This window comes from Micromonospora sp. C28ISP2-4 (assembly GCF_030519385.1).
Taxonomy (GTDB): Bacteria; Actinomycetota; Actinomycetes; order Mycobacteriales; family Micromonosporaceae; genus Micromonospora; species Micromonospora tulbaghiae.
Window position 1 is genome coordinate 440003 of sequence record NZ_JAUMKG010000007.1, and the last position, 17424, is coordinate 457426.

Below are 17424 nucleotides of genomic sequence, written 5' to 3' on the forward strand. Positions count from 1 at the left end.
ACCCCGAATCGTGCCGCTGCGGCAGATCCTGCCGGCGGTCCTCCGCGACCCCGCCCGGGCACTCATCGACATTGGTAACCGTACCGAAGGCGAACTGGTCCGGCTCAACCTCGGGTCGTTCCGTCCCTACCTGGTCACCCACCCCCGGCACGTGCAGCACGTGCTGCGCGACCGCGCCGACAACTACGAGCGGGCCGGTGACGGGCTGTTCTGGCGCCCGGTCAAGCGGCTGTTCGGCGAGGGGATCCTCGGTGAGGGGCAGATCTGGTCGGCCAGCCGGCGGATGCTCCAGCCGATGTTCACCGCCAAGCGGGTCGAGGCGCTGGTCGACGGGATGGCCGACGCGATCCGCGACGCGGTCGGGGAACTGGACGAGCCGGCTCGCGCCGGGCGGCCGGTCGACATCGGCGTGGAGCAGGCGCGCATCGTCAGCCGGGCGATCATGAAGGTGCTCTTCGCCGACCGGATCTCGGTGCCGGACGCGATGCGCGTGATCGAGGCGCAGGACCGGATCGCCACCGCCGTCATCCCCCGGATCATCGTGCCGTTCGCGCCGCTGTCCCTGCCGATGCCGGGGGACCGCACGTTCGCCCGCGCCGTACGCATCGTCGACGACGTGCTGGTGCCGATCGTCCGGGAGACGCGGGAGTCCGCCGACCAGGGCGACGACGTCATCTCGACGCTCTGGCAGGCCCGCACCGAAGACGGGCGGCAACTCGACGAACGGCAGGTTCGCAACGACACGGTGGCGATGTTCGCCGCCACCACGGAGACCACCATCAACGTGCTGACCTGGGCCTGGCCGCACCTGGAGCAGCACCCCGAGGTGGCCGAGCGGCTCTACGCCGAGATCGACGAGGTGGTCGGCGGCGAGCCGGTACGGCGCGAGCACCTGAGCCGGCTCACGTACACCCGGATGGTGCTGGACGAACTGCTGCGGCTCTACCCGATCGGGTGGATCATCCCGCGCCGCGCGGTCGCCGGGGACGTCATCGACGGTGTGCCGATCGAGCCCGGCGCCACGATGGCGGTCAGCCCGCTGATCACCCAGCGGATGCGCCAGTTCTGGGACCGCCCGGACGAGTTCGACCCGGAACGGTTCCGCCCCGAGCGGGTCCGCGCCCGGCACCGGTACGCCCACTTCCCGTTCGGTGGCGGGCCGCACCAGTGCCTCGGCATGTACCTGTTCTACCTGGAGGCCCAGCTCATCCTCGCCACCATGCTCAGCCGCTACCGGTTCCGGCTGCACCGCCCCGGCGTACCCGGGTTGCGGCTGGCCGCGGCGCTGCGGCCGCGCGAGCGGGTCGAGCTGACGCTCGTCGCCGCCGGGCGGACGGAGGGGGCATGACCGACGGGCCGGCTCCCGATCCGCTCGCCGTCGCCGCGGAGCAGGGCCGGGTCTGCGCGCTGGCCGCGCAGGGGCAGCGCGGCCTGCGCAGGGCCGCCGCCGCGCACCCCGAGCTGTTCCCCGGTGACCCGTTCGACGCGACGCTGTTCAGCAGCATCGCGCAGGCGATGGCGTTCAGCGCGCCCTGGCACAGCGCCGCCGAACTGGCAGTGACCAACCGCGCGGTGCTCTGGGGCTTCGCTGTGGACTGGCTGGTCGACCACCAGGCCACCAGCCGGGCCGAGGTCGACCGGATCACCGGCGTCTGCCTGGACGTGCTCGACGGCGGTGAGTCCGGAGACCCGCTGGGCCGGTTCCTCGCCGAGCTGCGCGACGACGTCGCCGCCGCGCCCGCCTACCCGGCGCTGCGCGGCCACTGGCGCGACACGATGGCACGCACGCTCGACGCGATGGCCCGCGAGTGGGACTGGCGGCACACCGGCCGTCCCACCCTCGCCGACTACCTGGCAAACGCCGACAACCTCGCCGCCACAGTGGTGAACGTGGCGCACTGGATCCACACCGGATCGGTGTCCGACGCCGCCACGCTGACCCGGCTGATCGAGGTCGGCGACGAGGTCCAGCGGGCCCTGCGCCTGGTCAACGACCTCGGCACCCACCGCCGCGACGCCGAGTCCGGCGACCTCAACGCGCTGCTGCTGGTGGACGACCCGGCCGAGGTCGAACGGTGCTTCGCCGAGCAGGTCGACCACTGCCGCGTCCTGCTGGCGAAACTGGCCGGCGAGGTGCCCCGGGAGGCCGACTTCCTGTCCCGGCAGCTCGGCTTCACCACCGGCTTCTACCGGAACACCGACTTCTGGGGCGTGCGGTGACGCTCACCGCCCGACCGGTGCCCGCCACCCGGTCCGGGACCGTGCACGACCTGATCACCGCGCTCGGCGGCGAGCCGGAGGGGCAGACGTCACCGTCGGTCTACGAGACCGGGCGGCTGGTCGCGCTCGCGCCCTGGCTCGACGGCCACGACCGGCGCGTGGCCTGGCTGCTGGACCGGCAGCGCCCGGACGGCGGCTGGGGCGGCGCCGGCGGGTACGCGCTGGTGCCGACGCTGAGCGCCGTCGAGGCGCTGCTGGCCGTGCTGCACCGCGACGGGCCGGCCGCCGCGCCCGCAGCCGCCGCGCGCCGCGGACTGGCGTACCTGACCGGCGCGCTGCGTGCCGGCGCCCCGCCGGACCTGCCGGCCACGGACCTGATCGTGCCGGCGCTGCTGACGGCCGTGGACCGGCACCTCGACGGCCCGGCCGGTCCGCCACCCGGGCTGACCGGGTGGGCCGGCCGGCCCCGCCTGCCGCTGCCGGCCGGTCTCGACCCGGCCCGGCTGACCCGGGTACGCGGACTGCTCGCCACCGGGAGGCCGGTACCGGAGAAGCTGGCGCACGCGCTGGAGGTGGCGGGCGAACTGGCGTACCGCGCGCCCGGGGTACGTCCCTCGGCCAGCGGCGCGGTCGGCGCCTCACCCGCCGCGACCGCCGCCTGGCTGGGCGGGCCGGAGCCCGGACCCGCGCTCGACTACCTGAACGCCGTCGCCGGGCCCGGCCCGGTGCCCTGCGCGAGCCCGATCACCGTCTTCGAACGTGCCTGGGTGCTCGGCATCCTGGTCCGGGCCGGCGTGCCGGTCGGCGCGCCCGAGCCGGTGCTGTCCGAGCTGCGCGCCGCGGTCGGACCGTCCGGCGCGGCCACCGCGCCCGGCCTGCCCGCCGACGCCGACACCACGGCGGTCACGCTCTACGCGCTGGCCCGGCTGGGCCGGGCGCCGGGCGTCACGCCACTGGCCGGGTTCGACACCGGACGGCACTTCTGCACCTGGCCGGGGGAGGACGGTGCGTCGCTGACCACTAACGCGCACGTGCTCGACGCGCTCGGCGAGCATCCCAGCGCGCCCGGCGTCACCGGTGCCCGGCGCCGGGTCACCGAGTGGCTGCTGGAGCGGCAGGAGCCGGACGGGCGGTGGGAGGACCGCTGGCACGCCTCGCCGTACTACGCCACCTACGCGGTGCTGCTGGCGCTGGCCGACCACGCGCCGGACGGCGCGGCGCGCGCCTCGGTCGAGCGGGGGGTGGCCTGGCTGCTGGACACGCAGCGCCCCGACGGTTCCTGGGGACGGTGGGACGGCACCGCCGAGGAGACCGCGTACGCGGTGCTCGCGCTGGCCGACGCGGGACGGCCCGGCGACCCCCGGGTCGCGTCGGCGCTGGGGCGGGGGCGTCGTCGGCTGTCCGAGCTGGACGGATCCGACGGCGAACCGGCACTATGGCACGACAAGGACCTCTACCGCCCGACGCGGATCGTGCGCGCCGCGGTGCTGGCGGCCTCCGGTCGCGCCGGGGCGACCCGGGCCGGGGCCGCACCTACCATGATCAGGATCGCTTGAATGAGGTTCACGACGGCTGCTAGCGTGCGCCGGAGTCGATCGGATTTCGGACCGACCGAAGACCGGGCCAGGACGGTGTGATGGGTTCCCGCAGTACGAATCTCCGTACGAAGATCATCGCGCTGCTGGCGTCGCTGACCGCGCTCTGGGCGTTCGCCGCGTGGGTGACCGTACGGGACGGATTCAACCTGCTCGGCGTGCAGACGCTGAACGCGCGCGTCTTCGAACCGAGCGACCCGCTGCTGCAGGAGCTGCAGGCCGAGCGGCGGCTGTCGCTGCGCTACCTCGGCGAGTCCGACCCGGGCCGGTTGCAGGAGCTGGAGGCCCAGCGCGCGCGTACCGACGAGACCGCCGGCGCGCTGTGGCGCTCCGTGCGGGACTGGCGTACCGAGATCCCGGCCAGCGAAGAACTGATGAGCCGGCTCGACGAGCTGAAGATTGAGCTGGACCAGCTCGGCCAGGTACGCGCCGACGTCAGCCGCAAGACCATCGACCGCACCACAACGCTCATCGCGTACGACGAGGCGGTCGACGGGATCTTCGCGGTCTTCGACGCCCTCGGCGGCCTCGACGACGACGAGATCGCCGAGGACACCGCCGCGCTCATCGACCTCAACCGGTCCCGGGAGCTGCTGTCCCAACAGGACGCGCTGCTCACCGGCGCGATCGCGGCCAACCGGATCACCGTCGGCGAGCAGACCGCCTTCGCCCGCCTGGTCGGCGCGCAGTGGTTCCTCGCCGACCGCACCGCCCGGGAACTCGCGCCGAGCGACCGCGCCCGCTTCGACCGGATGGTCGGAGGCGAGGCGTTCCAGCAGCTCCGCACGCTCCAGGACCAGGTGCTCGCGGCCAAGGGCGCCGAGGTGCGTCCGCCGGTGACCGCCGCGGCGTGGCAGGCCGCCACCGAGAAGGCGATGGCCGACCTGCGCGAGGTGATCCTCGCCGGCGGTGAGGACATCGTGTCCCGGGCCATGCCCGTCGCGATCGGCGTCATCGTGCGGCTGGTGCTCGCCGCCGGTCTCGGCCTGATCGCCGTCATCGCCTCCGTGGTCGTGTCGATCACCACGGCACGGGCGCTCGTCCGCCAGCTCGAACGGCTCCGCGAGGCCGCCTTCAAGCTGGCGCACGAACGGCTGCCGAGCGTGGTGGAACGGCTGGGCCGCGGCGAGGAGGTGGACGTCGCCCGCGAGGCGCCACCGTTGCAGTTCGGCGACGACGAGATCGGCCAGGTGGGCAAGGCGTTCAACGTCGTCCAGGAGACCGCCGTCCGCACCGCCGTCGAGCAGGCCGAGCTGCGCCGCAGCGTACGCGACGTGTTCCTCAGCCTGGCCCGGCGCACCCAGGCGCTCGTGCACCGGCAGCTCACGCTGCTGGACGCGATGGAACGGCGGGAACACGACGCCGAGGAGCTGGAGGACCTGTTCCGGGTCGATCACCTGGCCACCCGGATGCGGCGCAACGCGGAGAACCTGATCGTGCTCTCCGGCTCGACTCCGGGCCGGGCCTGGCGGCGCAACGTCCCCATGGTCGACGTCGTACGCGGCGCGGTCGCCGAGGTCGAGGACTACACCCGGGTCACAGTGCTCCCGCTGGGCGAGGTGTCGCTCACCGGCCGCGCCGTCGGTGACGTGATCCACCTGCTGGCCGAGCTGATCGAGAACGGACTCTCCTTCTCGCCGCCGCAGACCACGGTGGAGGTCCGGGGGCAGCTCGTGGCCAACGGCTTCGCCATCGAGATCGAGGACCGCGGCCTCGGCATGAGCGCCGACGAGCTGGCCGCCGCCAACGCGCGCATCGTCGACCGGTCCGAGCTCAACCTGGCCGACGCCGCCCGGCTCGGCCTGTTCGTGGTCAGCCGGCTCACCGAGCGGCACGGCGTCAAGGTGCAGCTCAAGGAGTCCGCGTACGGCGGGACGACGGCAGTGGTGCTGATCCCGCGTGAACTGATCACCGCCGACGGCGCCGACGCGGCCGACGCCCTGCCCGCCCCCGGGACGGCCCTGCCCGCGGTGTCCGCACCGGATCCGGCGCGGAGCACGCCCGACGGCGACGGGCCGGCGACCCCGTCCGGCCCGGACGGGACTGCAGAACCGGACCAGCCGGCCGAGCCGGCGCCGCAGGCACCGGAGCCGGTGACGCAGGAGCCCCGGCTGACCCCCTCGGGGCTGCCCGCGCGTACCCGCAAGCGGCAGCCCGCGGCGGCGGGGCCCACCACGGAGCTGGCGGTGGTGGAGCGGCGGCCCGCCGCCACGACTGACGAGCCTGAGGCGTCGCCGGCGACGGAGCCGGAGACCGAGGCGGAGACCGCGCCGGTCACCGATGCGGGACTGCCGGTCCGGGTACGCCAGGCCAGCCTCGTGCCGGAGCTGCGGCACGACCAGACCGCGGCGGACGACGACGCCGCCGACGACGACACGGCGCGTGCACCGGAGCAGGTGCGCCGGATGATGAGCTCCTACCAGAGCGGCACCCGACGCGGTCGTACCGATGCCGCGCGCCTGCTCGGCGGAGCGCAGGGGGCCGGCGGCGGGCCGGCCGACGCGGACGAGCAGGTTACCTGACCGGGACGTCGACGCGACGGAAACCGGAAGTTGACGGCACACCAGCCGGGAAGATGAGGACGACGAGTGGCGCAGAAGACGGCTTCGAGCGCGGATCTGACGTGGCTGCTGGATGACCTGGTCGGCCGGGTCAAGCAGGCGGAGCACGCCGTGGCGCTCTCCACCGACGGACTGTTGATGGCCTCGTCCCGCGGATTGAGCCGGGACGACGGCGAGCACCTGGCGGCCATGGCGGCGGGCATCCAGAGCCTGGCCCGCGGCGCGGGCAAGCGGTTCGGTGGCGGACACGTGCAGCAGACCATCATCGAGATGCAGTCCTCCTTCCTGTTCGTCACCGCGGCCGGGCGCAACGCCTGCCTGGCGGTGCTGGCCTCGGAGGACGCGGACGTCGGCCTGATCGCGTACGAGATGGCCATGCTCGTCACCCGGGTCGGCCGGTTCGTCGCGTCACCGACCCGGGAACAGCCCCTCGGCGAGAACGCGGCACGATGACCGGCCGGGGGGACTCCGCGGAGCAGGAGTGGGTGGACGACCACGCCGGCCCGGTGGTGCGCCCGTACGCGGTGACCGGCGGCCGGGCCCGCCCGGTGACCGGCACGTTCGACCTGATCTCGCTGGTCACCTCGACCCGCACGGATGTCGGGTCGGAGTCCGGGCTGGGCCCGGAGCACGTGGCGATCGTCGGCCTCTGCCAGCGGATCCTCTCCGTGGCCGAGATCGCCGCCCATCTCGACCTGCCGGTGGGCACCGTCCGGGTCCTCCTCGGAGACCTGGCCGCCCGCAGCCTGGTACAGGTACGCGAGCCGCGCGCGACCACCGCCGGCCTTCCCGACGAGCACGTTTTCGAGGCGGTAATCAATGGACTACGGGCGCTCTGAGCGGCCGGCGGGCGCCGCGCCGCTGCCCACCGCGATCAAGATCCTGATCGCGGGCGGGTTCGGCGTCGGCAAGACCACCATGGTCGGCGCGGTCAGCGAGACCCGGCCGCTGCGGACCGAGGAGGTGCTGACCGAGACCGGGATCGGCATCGACGACCTGTCCGGCATCGAGGAGAAGTCGACCACCACGGTGGCGATGGACTTCGGCCGCATCACCATCAGCGACGACCTGGTGCTCTACCTGTTCGGCACGCCCGGGCAGGACCGGTTCTGGTTCGTCTGGGACGAGCTGGCGCTCGGCGCGCTCGGCGCGGTGGTGCTCGCCGACACCCGCCGGCTGGCCGACTGCTTCCCGTCGATCGACTACTTCGAGGGGCGCGGTACGCCCTTCGTGGTGGCGGTGAACTGCTTCGAGGGCGCCAAGCAGTTCCGCCTCGACGAGGTGCAGGCCGCGCTCGACCTGGACCCGGGCGTACCGGTGGTGCTGTGCGACGCGCGCAAGCGGGAGTCGGCCAAGGAGGTGCTGATCACCCTGCTGGAACACGCCATGAAGCTGCGGGAGGCGCGCCGCCGCGCCGCCGAGGACTGAGCGGTCACACATCGACGGGGGAGTGGACATGAGCGAGGTGACCGTCCGGGCGATGACGCCGGACGAGTTCGACAACTGGCAGGACGAGCTGGCCGCCGAGTACGCGCGGGAGCACGTCACGGCCGGCAACTGGACGCCCGAGGAGGCGCTCGAGCGGGCCCGGCGGGAAAGCTCCGCCTTCCTGCCGCAGGGCATGGCCACGCCCGGCATGCTGTTCCTGGTCGGCGTGCTGGCCGACGGGTCGCCCGTCGGCCGGTTGTGGATCGGCCTGACCCACCCGCGCGGTCTGGCCGGTTGCGCGTTCCTCTACGACATCGAGGTGGCCGCCGGGCACCGGGGCCGGGGCCTCGGGCGGGCGCTGCTCGCGGCCGGGGAGCGGGCGGCCCGGGAGCGGGGTGCCGAGGCGCTGGAGCTGAACGTCTTCGGCGCCAACGAGACGGCACGCAAGCTGTACGAGACGTCCGGCTACCGGGTGGTCACCCAGCAGATGCGCAAGGACCTGTCGTAGGGCCGTCCCTACAGGCGGGTGGCGGTCCGGATCAGCGCGGCGAGCGCCCGGGACCGGCTGTGCGGCGGCCACGCGATGACAGTGGTCACCGCCGGAGCGTCCGGCACCGGCACGGCGGCCAGGTCGGCGAGCAGCAGCGTCCGGACCGACTCCGGCAGCACCACAGCGGTACGGCCGAGCGCGATGAGCTGGAACAACTGGGCGTGGTCGCGCACCTCGGGACCCGGGCCGTCCGGATACGACCCGTCGGCCCGCGGCCAGCGCGGCATCGGCAGGCCGGGCAGCGTCTCCACCTCGGCCATGAGCAGGTGCGGCCGCCCGGCCAGCGGATGTCCGGCCGGTAGCACCGCCACCTGCTGCTCGGTGACCAGTTCCTCGGTGTCCAGCCCGGTGGTCGAGTCGAACGGCAGGTGCAGCAGCGCCACGTCGGCCCGTCCGTCGCGCAGCAGCCGTTCCTGTTCGCCGATGCCGCACAGCAGCACCTCGACGGGGACCGCGTCCGGCTCGGCCGCGTACGCGTCGAGCAGTTTCGGCAGCAGTTCGCTCGACGCGCCCGCCTTCGTCGCCAGCACCAGCCCGGGGCCGCCGTTCACGGCCTCGCCGGCGCGGCGGGTACGGCGGTCGGCGGCGTCCACCGCGTCCAGGGCGGCCCGGCCCTCCCGTAGCAGCACCGACCCGGCCGCGGTGAGCGCGACGCTGCGGCTGTCCCGTTCCAGCAGGGTCACGCCGAGACGCCGTTCGAGTTGCCGGATCGCGCGCGACAGCGGCGGCTGGGCGATGCCCAGGCGGCGCGCGGCGCGACCGAAGTGCAGTTCCTCGGCGACCGCGACGAAGTAGCGAAGCTCCCGCGTCTCCATACCGCCACCGTACCGCCGGATCGATACCCGGCGGGTATCGCCAGCTACCGAGGTGGTGTTGGAGGCCCGCCCGCCGCGCGGACAGGATCGAGAGCATGAGCGAACGGACGATCGCGCTGGTGACCGGCGCGAACAAGGGAATCGGGTACGAGATCGCGGCCGGCCTGGGCGCGCTGGGCTGGCGGGTGGGCGTCGGCGCCCGGGACGAGCAGCGGCTCGCGGAGGCGGTCGCGAAGCTGCGCGCCGCCGGGGTGGACGCGTTCGGCGTACCGCTGGACGTGACCGACGACGCGAGCGTGGCCGCCGCCGCCCGGCTGCTGGAGACGGAGGCCGGCGGGCTGGACGTGCTCGTCAACAACGCGGGCGTGACCGGTGGCGGACGGCAGCAGCCCGGTGACGTCGACCTCGCGACCATCCGGACCGCGGTCGAGGTGAACGTGATCGGGGTGGTCCGGGTGACCGAGGCGATGCTGCCGCTCCTGCGCCGCTCGGACTCGCCGCGGATCGTCAACATGTCCAGTGGTGTGGGCTCGCTGACCCGGCAGAGCGCCTCGGAGGGCGAACATCAGACCGGCCCGCTGTCGGTGGCGTACTCGCCGTCGAAGAGCATGCTCAACGCGGTGACGATCCAGTACGCGCGGGCGCTGAGCGGCACGAACATTCTGATCAACGCAGGCTGCCCCGGCTTCACCGCGACCGACCTGAACGGCTTCCGGGGCGTGCGAACCCCGCAGCAGGGCGCGGCGATCGGAATCCGGCTGGCGACGCTGCCCGACGACGGGCCGACCGGCGGCTACTTCGAGGACGCGGGCACGATCCCGTGGTGAGCGCCGCCCGTCAGTACCACATGACCGGGTTGCCGGTCGCCACCGACGCCGCGCACAGCCGACGCAGTGGCTCCACGATGTAGGCGAAGTCGTCGCCCGACCGGCTCCGGGTCCGCACCGCGAGCCGTTCGGGCGGCGGCTCGCCGTGCTCGCCCACCGACCGCATCGCCACCACCGTCCGCGTCCCGCCGGGGGTGAACTCCACCCGGTCGCCGGGCAGCGGCCGCTGGCCGAACCGGACGGCCCGGAACAGCGTGACCGGCGGGTCGGCGCGGTCGAGGACGAAGAAGCCGTCCGGATCGACGCCCGCCTGAAAGCCCGGGCCGAACATGAACAACCCGCGGTAGGCCTCGACGTATTGCATCACGACCGCGCCGGTCGCCTCGTCGATCAGCTCCACCTCGTCGGTGACCCGGACGACGTCCGCGAACGCGTCCAGTTCGGCGAGCGCGACCGCCGCCCGGTCGGCGGGCAGGAAGCCGCCGTTGACGTCCGGCAGCGCGGCGGCGAGCGCCGGGAAACGGTGCTCGCCGGCCGCGCGCAACGCCTGCTGGAACAGCCGTACGCCGGCCCAGTTGGACACGTGCTCGCTCGCCTGCTCCATGGCCTTGTGCGGGCACGCCTCCGCCTTCCAGGCGTCGAACGTGCGGTGCGCGGCCTTGTTGCCCTCCCACGGCCGCAACAGCGCGAGATAGCCCTCCTCGTCGATGCCGACCGGTTCGACCGGGCAGGGGGTGGTGAGGCCGTCCTGCCAGCACCGGCAGTACACGAACGCGTCGAGTCCCACGTCGGCACGCTACCGGCGCCCGCCCGGCGCCGCGCGCCGGTTTTCGCGGGCTCAGGTGCCGCGCGCCGGCTCGCGGCCGCTCCTGCGCCGCGCACCGATTTCCGGCGGCTCAGGTGCGGTGCGCCGGTTTCCGGCGGCTCAGGTGACGGCGAGCAGGACGGCGTCTCCGCGCGCCGCCGTGTCGCGGTAGAAGGTGCGCAGCGCGGTGAAGTGCGGCAGCAGGTAGTTGTCGAACTCGTCGTCGCCGTCGTCCCAGATGTGCGGGTAGATCTCGGCCTCGGACATGGCCTCCGGGTCGAAGCGGGCCCGCAGCGTCGCGTCGTCCACCGCGTCGAGCCCGGCGGCCACGGCGCGGACCGCGTCGGGCATCAGCAGCCGGGCCGGGCCCATGCCGAGATCCGGCCCGATCGGGTCACCACCCAGGATGGCCGGCCCGGCGTCGCCGCGGATCTCGTACGTGTCGCCGGTCAGCAGGTAGTGCAGGCCGTGCCACGCCTTGTCCAGGTCGACCTCGTCCGGGCCGCCGTCGAACAGCGTGCCGACCGTGCCCGGGTCGGCCAGCACCGTCGCCAGTTCCTCGCCGGACAGCCGGCGTGCGGTGAACACCATGCCCATGTGGTCGTCTCCCGGGATGTCGGTCGGAATCGGCGGCAGCGTAACGCGGGCGTCCGACAGCGTGCCATCATCGGCGCATGGCCACGGAGTCCCGGCACCTCAGCGTCCACATCGACCGTCCGGTCGCGGACGTCTACGCCTTCGCCGCCGACCCGGCGAACCTGACCCGCTGGGCGCCGGGCCTCGGCGGCTCGGTCGTGCTCGTCGACGGCCACTGGTTCGTGGACACGCCCGAAGGGCGGGCGCGGCTGACGTTCGCCCCGGCCAACGAGTACGGCGTGCTCGACCACGAGGTGCTGACGCCCTCCGGTGAGACGGTGTACGTGCCGCTGCGCGCCATCGCCGACGGCGACGCCACCGAGGTGGTGTTCAGCCTGCGGCGGATGCCCGGTATGAGCGACGCGGACTTCGACCGGGACACCGCGCTCGTGGAGGCGGACCTGGCCCGGCTCAAGGCCGTGCTGGAGAGCGCCGTCGGTTGACCGGAATGGGAACTGCGCCGCAGCGAAAAACAACTGCGGTGGCCGCGAATGCGATTCGGTGAATCAGTCGCCGATGGCGTCCCGCATTCTTTCCCTGGTCCAGTATTCGGACGGATCGGCGGCGCCGGGGCTCGGATTGTGCGTCGCTACCACCGGGCCGGGCGGCGCCGGTCGACCCGCGCCCCCGTCGCGCGCCGCGAGGACCACGACCGCCGCGGCGACGGCGAGCGCAGCGACGGCGGCCGCGCCGAGCAGCACACGATGTGACATGTCGCCTCCTCCGGGCCGTGGGCCGGTGCCGGCCCGCCTGGCGCCGGTCCGCCTGGTGCGCCGGGCGGCACACCAGGCGGACCGTCGTTCACCAGGTGTCGTTCGCGTACGTGTTGTAGAGCGTCCCCACCACGGCGGCGGAGAAGTACGGCGAGCCGTTCGTGTTCGAGCCGCTCGAGTAACTCATCACCCCGTGCACGTCACCGCGCCTGGTGGTGTTGTCGTAGCTGTAGTACCACGGGCCGCCGCTCGAACCGCCCCCGAAGCCGCAGTTCATCTCGATCCGGTTGCTGCCCGCGTCCCGCGACGTGCCCGAGCAGACCCACTGGACCTCGCCGCTGTCCTTGTTGCTCGGGTAGCCGAAGATGTCGTAGTGGTACGCCCGGCCACCGCCGGTGAGCAGCCCGTTCGCACCGACCGCGTCCACGATCGACCGGCTTCCGTAGACGAGTGCCACCGCCACGTCGTACTGCCGCTCGCGGGTGCTGATCCAGCCGCTCGGCACCGCGAGCGTGGACCAGTCCCAGGTGCCGTACGGCTGCGCGCCGTTGCGGTACGACGGCACGAACATCCAGTTCGCGGTGTGCCAGTCCCGGCCCGGCCCGTCGTGCACGCAGTGCGCGGCCGTGAAGACCATGTTGCGCGCCGGACTGTTCACCACGCTCGCGGAGCAGTAGTGGCCCAGGCCGTCGGTCGAGCTGGTGTAGAAGATCTTCCCCACCGTGATCGACTCGTTCAGCTGGGTGCCGAAGCCGCTGCCGTCCTTCGGCGCCACCGCCTCCGCGAAGCGCCGCACCCGCTCCGCCGTGGGGCTCTGGGTGACCGGGCCGGCGGACTTCTCGACCTCGTCGGCCGGAGTGGCCGCCGCCATGCGCTCGGCCGTCCAGTAGGCCCTGGCCTGCGCGGACGACCCCGCCTTGCGCTCGATCGACGTGACAGCGGCCGGAGCGGCCGTGCCTGCGGCGCTGCCGGTGCCGGCCAGCGCCGGAGTGCCGGCGAGGATCGCCGGCAGGATCAGGGCCGGCAGGGCCAGAAGTCTGATCGTCGTCTTCATGAAATCCTTCCCAGTGTTCGATTCCCGGATCGAAACTGGAGCGCCCCCGTTGTTCATCGCGATCGGCAACGTATCGACGGGCTTCGGAGCGTGTCAACGAATCATGGACGCCGATTGTTTGCAGTGTCGGATGTGCGATCGGGGGCCGGAGGGATTCCATCGAACGGCAATTTGCGCAATAAGTTGCGCGGCCAATCGGCGATCATGTGGCGCCACACGCACCGGAGGATGCCGTCGAGCGTGACGGCCGCGGCACTCCCGTCGCCGCGGTCAAGGCTTTGCTGGGCCGGCTGGTGGTGTCGCGGGCGCCCGTGGCCGGGTTGGGTGTGGTCTTCTTCCGCCGAGGTTGCGAGGAGCTCTGAGAGCAGACAGTCCCGTAGAGTGGTGTCAGGAATTCTGGGTCGTCGGACCTGCCTCGAATGACGAGCGTGGAGAGCTGAGTGATGAGCGAGTTCAGTACTGAACTTTTCATGCCAACCGACTCGATGGAGGCCGTGCAAAAGTTGCTGGCGGCATTTGAGTCTCTTCCGAGGGTGAAGATGGTTCGGCGCGTTGACGAAACGACGGTCGAAGCGCGCACGGGGGTGAGTTTCAAATCTTGGGGAGAGACGGTCGATGCAACTGTGACTGCCGTCGAGAGCGGTTCCCGCGTTGCGATTACCAGCAGGTCCAGACTGCAAACCACCCTGGTTGACTATGGCCAGAACCGCGAGAACGTGGAACAGGTCGTTCGACGCCTGAATGCGGTCTAGTGTCAGGCGACTGAGTGTTCGGCGCTCAGGATGAGGATCGACTGGATCCACGCTCGGGCCGGGACATAGGGAGCCCTTTGCCCTGGGCGGCACCGGCCAGCGCGGTGACGAAGGCATGGTTCATGCCCATTCCTCCCCAGAGCAAAAAAGCCGTCCAAGGAGATTGCACAACGCTGTGTGATTGTTCGGGCACCGTCGGCGCGGTGGAGGTATGACCGAACCGACACCCACATCGGCGTACCCCCGGGTGGTGCTGCCGCTGACCGGCCACCGCGCGCGCGGTCCGGCCTGGCGCTGCGACCGCTGCGGCGAGCCCTGACCGTGCCCGACTCTGCGGGCCGCGCCCACCGACGCCGCCCGCCGCGCCGTGGTTCCTGCCGCTCACCGACGCCGAGGCACGCGCCGTCGCGCTCCGCCTGCGCTGAGATGTAAGGAAGGGCCCCTTCTTAACAGACGTCTGTTAAGAAGGGGCCCTTCCTTACATGCGAACTCAGCTGGCGATCATGCGGCGCAGCACGTACTGCAGGATGCCGCCGTGCCGGTAGTAGTCCGCCTCACCCGGGGTGTCGATGCGGACCACGGCGTCGAACTCCACACCGGTGTCGGTGGTGACCTTCACCGTGCGCGGGGTGTCGCCGTCGTTCAGCGCGGTGACGCCGCTGATCGAGAACGTCTCCGTGCCGGTCAGGCCCAGCGACTCGGCGGTCTCGCCGCCCGGGAACTGCAGCGGCAGCACGCCCATGCCGATCAGGTTCGAGCGGTGGATCCGCTCGTACGACTCGGCGATGACCGCCTTCACGCCCAGCAGCATGGTGCCCTTTGCGGCCCAGTCACGCGACGAGCCGGAGCCGTACTCCTTGCCGGCCAGGATGACCAGCGGGACGCCCGCCTCCTGGTAGGCCATCGAGGCGTCGTAGATCGAGGTCTGCTCGCCGGTCAGGTGGTTGACGGTGAAGCCGCCCTCCACGCCCGGGACGAGCTGGTTGCGCAGCCGGATGTTGGCGAACGTGCCCCGGATCATCACCTCGTGGTTGCCGCGGCGGGAGCCGTACGAGTTGAACTCGTGCCGGGCCACGCCGTGCTCGGCCAGGTACTTGCCGGCGGGGGAGTCCGCCTTGATCGAGCCGGCCGGGGAGATGTGGTCGGTGGTCACCGAGTCGCCCAGCTTGGCCAGCACCCGCGCGTCGGCGATGTCCTGGACCGGGGTCGGCTCCTGCTGCATGCCCTCGAAGTACGGGGGCTTGCGCACGTACGTCGACTCGCCGTCCCAGGAGAACGTGTCGCCGGTCGGGGTCGGCAGCGACTGCCAGCGCTCGTCACCGGCGAACACGTCGGCGTACGCGGCGCTGAAGCCGGTCGCGCCGATCGCGGAGGCGATGACGTCCTGGATCTCGGCGCTGTTCGGCCAGATCTCCCGCAGGAACACCGGGTTGCCCTGGGCGTCCTCGCCGATCGGCTCGTTCGCCAGGTCGATGTCCATGGTGCCGGCGAGCGCGTACGCGACCACCAGCGGCGGCGACGCCAGGTAGTTCATCTTGACGTCCGGGTTGATCCGGCCCTCGAAGTTGCGGTTGCCGGACAGCACCGACACGACTGCGAGGTCACCGTCGTTGACGGCGGCGGAGACCTCCTCCGGCAGCGGGCCGGAGTTGCCGATGCAGGTGGTGCAGCCGTAGCCGACCAGGTTGAAGCCGAGCTTCTCCAGGTACGGGGTGAGGCCGGCACGGTCGTAGTAGTCCATGACGACCTTCGAGCCCGGCGCCAGGGTGGTCTTCACCCACGGCTTGCGGGCCAGGCCCTTCTCCACCGCGTTGCGGGCCAGCAGCGCGGCACCGATCATGACCTGCGGGTTCGAGGTGTTGGTGCAGGAGGTGATCGCGGCGATCACCACGGCGCCGTGGTCCAGCTCGTACTCGACGCCGTCGGCGCCGGTCACGCGTACCGGATTGGTGGCCCGGCCGCCCGCGCCCACCGCGGCGGTCTCCAGGTCGCGCGGCGCGTCCGCCGGGTCGTTGATCCCGTTGGCGGGGGAGTCGCTGGCCGGGAAGGACTCGGCCGACGCCTCGTCGGCCGGGCCGTCGGCGCCGAACGGCTTCTCCTGCTGCGGCACGCCGGGCTTGCGGCCCGGGTCGCCACCGGTCTCGTCGGCGGCCACGTAGTCGCTGAGCGCGGCGCGGAACAGCGTCTTGGCGCTGCCCAGCGGCACCCGGTCCTGCGGGCGCTTCGGGCCGGCCAGGGACGGCTCGATGGTGCTCAGGTCCAGCTCCAGGCGCTCGGAGTACTCCGGCTCGCGCTCCGGGTCGTGCCAGAGGCCCTGCTCCTTGGCGTACGCCTCGACCAGCGCCACCTGGGACGCGTCGCGGCCGGTCAGCTCCAGGTAGCGGACGGTCTCGGCGTCGATCGGGAAGATCGCCACGGTCGAGCCGTACTCGGGTGACATGTTGCCGATGGTGGCTCGGTTCGCCAGCGGCACCGCGCTGACGCCCGGGCCGTAGAACTCGACGAACTTGCCGACCACGCCGTGCTTGCGCAGCATCTCGGTGATGGTCAGCACCAGGTCGGTGGCGGTGGTGCCGGCCGGCATCTCACCGGAGAGCTTGAAGCCGACGACGCGGGGGATCAGCATGCTGACCGGCTGGCCGAGCATCGCGGCCTCGGCCTCGATGCCGCCGACGCCCCAGCCCAGCACGCCCAGGCCGTTGACCATGGTGGTGTGCGAGTCGGTGCCGACGACCGTGTCCGGGTACGCCTGGCCGTTGCGCTCCATGATCGTACGAGCCAGGTACTCGATGTTTACCTGGTGCACGATGCCGGTGCCCGGCGGGACGACCTTGAACTCGTTGAACGCGGTCTGGCCCCAGCGCAGGAACTGGTAGCGCTCCTTGTTGCGCTCGTACTCCAGTTCGACGTTGCGCTCGAAGGCGTCCTCGCGGCCGAACAGGTCGGCGATGACCGAGTGGTCGATGACCAGCTCGGCCGGAGCGAGGGGGTTGACCTTGGTGGCGTCGCCGCCCAGGTCACGGACCGCCTCGCGCATGGTTGCCAGGTCGACCACGCAGGGCACGCCGGTGAAGTCCTGCATCAGCACCCGGGCCGGGGTGAACTGGATCTCCACGCTCGGGTCGGCGGTGGCGTCCCACGCGCCGAGCTGCTGGATGTGGTCGGCGGTGATGTTCGCGCCGTCCTCGGTCCGCAGCAGGTTCTCCAGCAGGATCTTCAAGCTGTAGGGCAGCCGCTCGTGGCCCTCCACCTTGTCGATCCTGAAAATCTCGTAGCTCGCGTCTCCGACGCGTAGCTGGGTCTTCGCACCGAAGGTGTCGAGGCTCGCCACGTCGTACTCCTTCACACCAGCGACCGTGAGTAGTCCTGAGCAGTTTGTCGCACCGACCGGAGCGCTGCCGTGCTTAGGCAACACTTACCTGCGTCGGTCTCTACAAAACCGTACGTCCGTCTTGCTATTCGTGCAAC

Annotated in this window: 17 protein-coding genes; 11 read left to right on the top strand and 6 right to left on the bottom strand. The window is 72.1% G+C overall.

The features are described from left to right. The first annotated feature begins 10 nt into the window (after positions 1-10). From Q3W68_RS25515 to Q3W68_RS25550, 8 genes are all read left to right on the top strand, one after another. Positions 11-1348, top strand: coding sequence for a cytochrome P450 (locus tag Q3W68_RS25515; protein ID WP_302907944.1), 1338 nt, complete (start codon positions 11-13; stop codon positions 1346-1348). After that, positions 1345-2220: a terpene synthase family protein gene (locus tag Q3W68_RS25520; protein ID WP_302907853.1), complete on the top strand. Its 876-nt coding sequence runs from the start codon at positions 1345-1347 to the stop codon at positions 2218-2220. Before Q3W68_RS25515 ends, Q3W68_RS25520 begins: the two co-directional genes overlap by 4 nt. Next, complete coding sequence (locus Q3W68_RS25525; RefSeq protein ID WP_302907854.1) at positions 2217-3776, top strand: prenyltransferase/squalene oxidase repeat-containing protein; 1560 nt, start codon at positions 2217-2219, stop codon at positions 3774-3776. The genes Q3W68_RS25520 and Q3W68_RS25525 overlap by 4 nt, the downstream gene beginning before the upstream one ends. An 80-nt stretch (positions 3777-3856) precedes the next feature. Next, positions 3857-6337: a nitrate- and nitrite sensing domain-containing protein gene (locus Q3W68_RS25530; protein WP_302907855.1), complete on the top strand. Its 2481-nt coding sequence runs from the start codon at positions 3857-3859 to the stop codon at positions 6335-6337. A gap of 66 nt (positions 6338-6403) precedes the next feature. Next, the gene (locus Q3W68_RS25535) at positions 6404-6829 is read left to right on the top strand and encodes a roadblock/LC7 domain-containing protein (RefSeq protein ID WP_013287417.1); all 426 of its coding nucleotides are present in this window, start codon (positions 6404-6406) and stop codon (positions 6827-6829) included. Next, positions 6826-7215 (top strand): DUF742 domain-containing protein, encoded by a 390-nt coding sequence (locus Q3W68_RS25540; protein ID WP_013287416.1) that lies wholly within the window; start codon positions 6826-6828, stop codon positions 7213-7215. The genes Q3W68_RS25535 and Q3W68_RS25540 overlap by 4 nt, the downstream gene beginning before the upstream one ends. Continuing rightward, complete coding sequence (locus Q3W68_RS25545) at positions 7196-7804, top strand: ATP/GTP-binding protein (protein WP_302907856.1); 609 nt, start codon at positions 7196-7198, stop codon at positions 7802-7804. The genes Q3W68_RS25540 and Q3W68_RS25545 overlap by 20 nt, the downstream gene beginning before the upstream one ends. Positions 7805-7832: 28 nt before the next feature. After that, entirely contained in the window at positions 7833-8312 is a 480-nt protein-coding gene (locus Q3W68_RS25550; RefSeq protein ID WP_302907857.1) for a GNAT family N-acetyltransferase, read from the top strand. Positions 8313-8320: 8 nt separating this feature from the next. On the opposite strand, the gene Q3W68_RS25555 is transcribed toward Q3W68_RS25550, so the two are convergent. Further along, the gene (locus Q3W68_RS25555; protein WP_302907858.1) at positions 8321-9169 is read right to left on the bottom strand and encodes a LysR family transcriptional regulator; all 849 of its coding nucleotides are present in this window, start codon (positions 9167-9169) and stop codon (positions 8321-8323) included. 95 nt (positions 9170-9264) lie between these two features. Between Q3W68_RS25555 and Q3W68_RS25560 the strand changes: the two genes are divergently transcribed. Beyond that, the gene (locus tag Q3W68_RS25560) at positions 9265-9996 is read left to right on the top strand and encodes an SDR family oxidoreductase (protein ID WP_302907859.1); all 732 of its coding nucleotides are present in this window, start codon (positions 9265-9267) and stop codon (positions 9994-9996) included. A 10-nt stretch (positions 9997-10006) separates the two neighbouring features. Here Q3W68_RS25560 and Q3W68_RS25565 read toward each other — a convergent pair whose 3' ends face one another. Both Q3W68_RS25565 and Q3W68_RS25570 read right to left on the bottom strand, forming a co-directional pair. Then, positions 10007-10783: a hypothetical protein gene (locus Q3W68_RS25565; protein WP_302907860.1), complete on the bottom strand. Its 777-nt coding sequence runs from the start codon at positions 10781-10783 to the stop codon at positions 10007-10009. A 138-nt stretch (positions 10784-10921) separates the two neighbouring features. After that, on the bottom strand, positions 10922-11398 hold the full coding sequence (locus Q3W68_RS25570; protein WP_302907861.1) for a YfbM family protein: 477 nt from the start codon (positions 11396-11398) through the stop codon (positions 10922-10924). Positions 11399-11475: 77 nt separating this feature from the next. On the opposite strand from Q3W68_RS25570, the gene Q3W68_RS25575 reads away from it, so the two are divergent. Next, on the top strand, positions 11476-11880 hold the full coding sequence (locus Q3W68_RS25575) for an SRPBCC family protein (protein ID WP_302907862.1): 405 nt from the start codon (positions 11476-11478) through the stop codon (positions 11878-11880). Positions 11881-11943: 63 nt separating this feature from the next. Here the strand turns inward: Q3W68_RS25575 and Q3W68_RS25580 are convergent, their stop codons facing one another. Both Q3W68_RS25580 and Q3W68_RS25585 read right to left on the bottom strand, forming a co-directional pair. After that, positions 11944-12150: a hypothetical protein gene (locus Q3W68_RS25580; RefSeq protein ID WP_302907863.1), complete on the bottom strand. Its 207-nt coding sequence runs from the start codon at positions 12148-12150 to the stop codon at positions 11944-11946. An 88-nt stretch (positions 12151-12238) separates the two neighbouring features. After that, positions 12239-13204, bottom strand: coding sequence for a serine protease (locus Q3W68_RS25585; protein WP_302907864.1), 966 nt, complete (start codon positions 13202-13204; stop codon positions 12239-12241). A gap of 443 nt (positions 13205-13647) precedes the next feature. Between Q3W68_RS25585 and Q3W68_RS25590 the strand changes: the two genes are divergently transcribed. After that, the gene (locus Q3W68_RS25590; protein ID WP_302907865.1) at positions 13648-13956 is read left to right on the top strand and encodes a DUF1499 domain-containing protein; all 309 of its coding nucleotides are present in this window, start codon (positions 13648-13650) and stop codon (positions 13954-13956) included. 490 nt (positions 13957-14446) lie between these two features. Here Q3W68_RS25590 and Q3W68_RS25595 read toward each other — a convergent pair whose 3' ends face one another. Next, positions 14447-17302 (bottom strand): aconitate hydratase, encoded by a 2856-nt coding sequence (locus Q3W68_RS25595; protein ID WP_302907866.1) that lies wholly within the window; start codon positions 17300-17302, stop codon positions 14447-14449. Between the last annotated feature and the right edge of the window lie 122 nt (positions 17303-17424).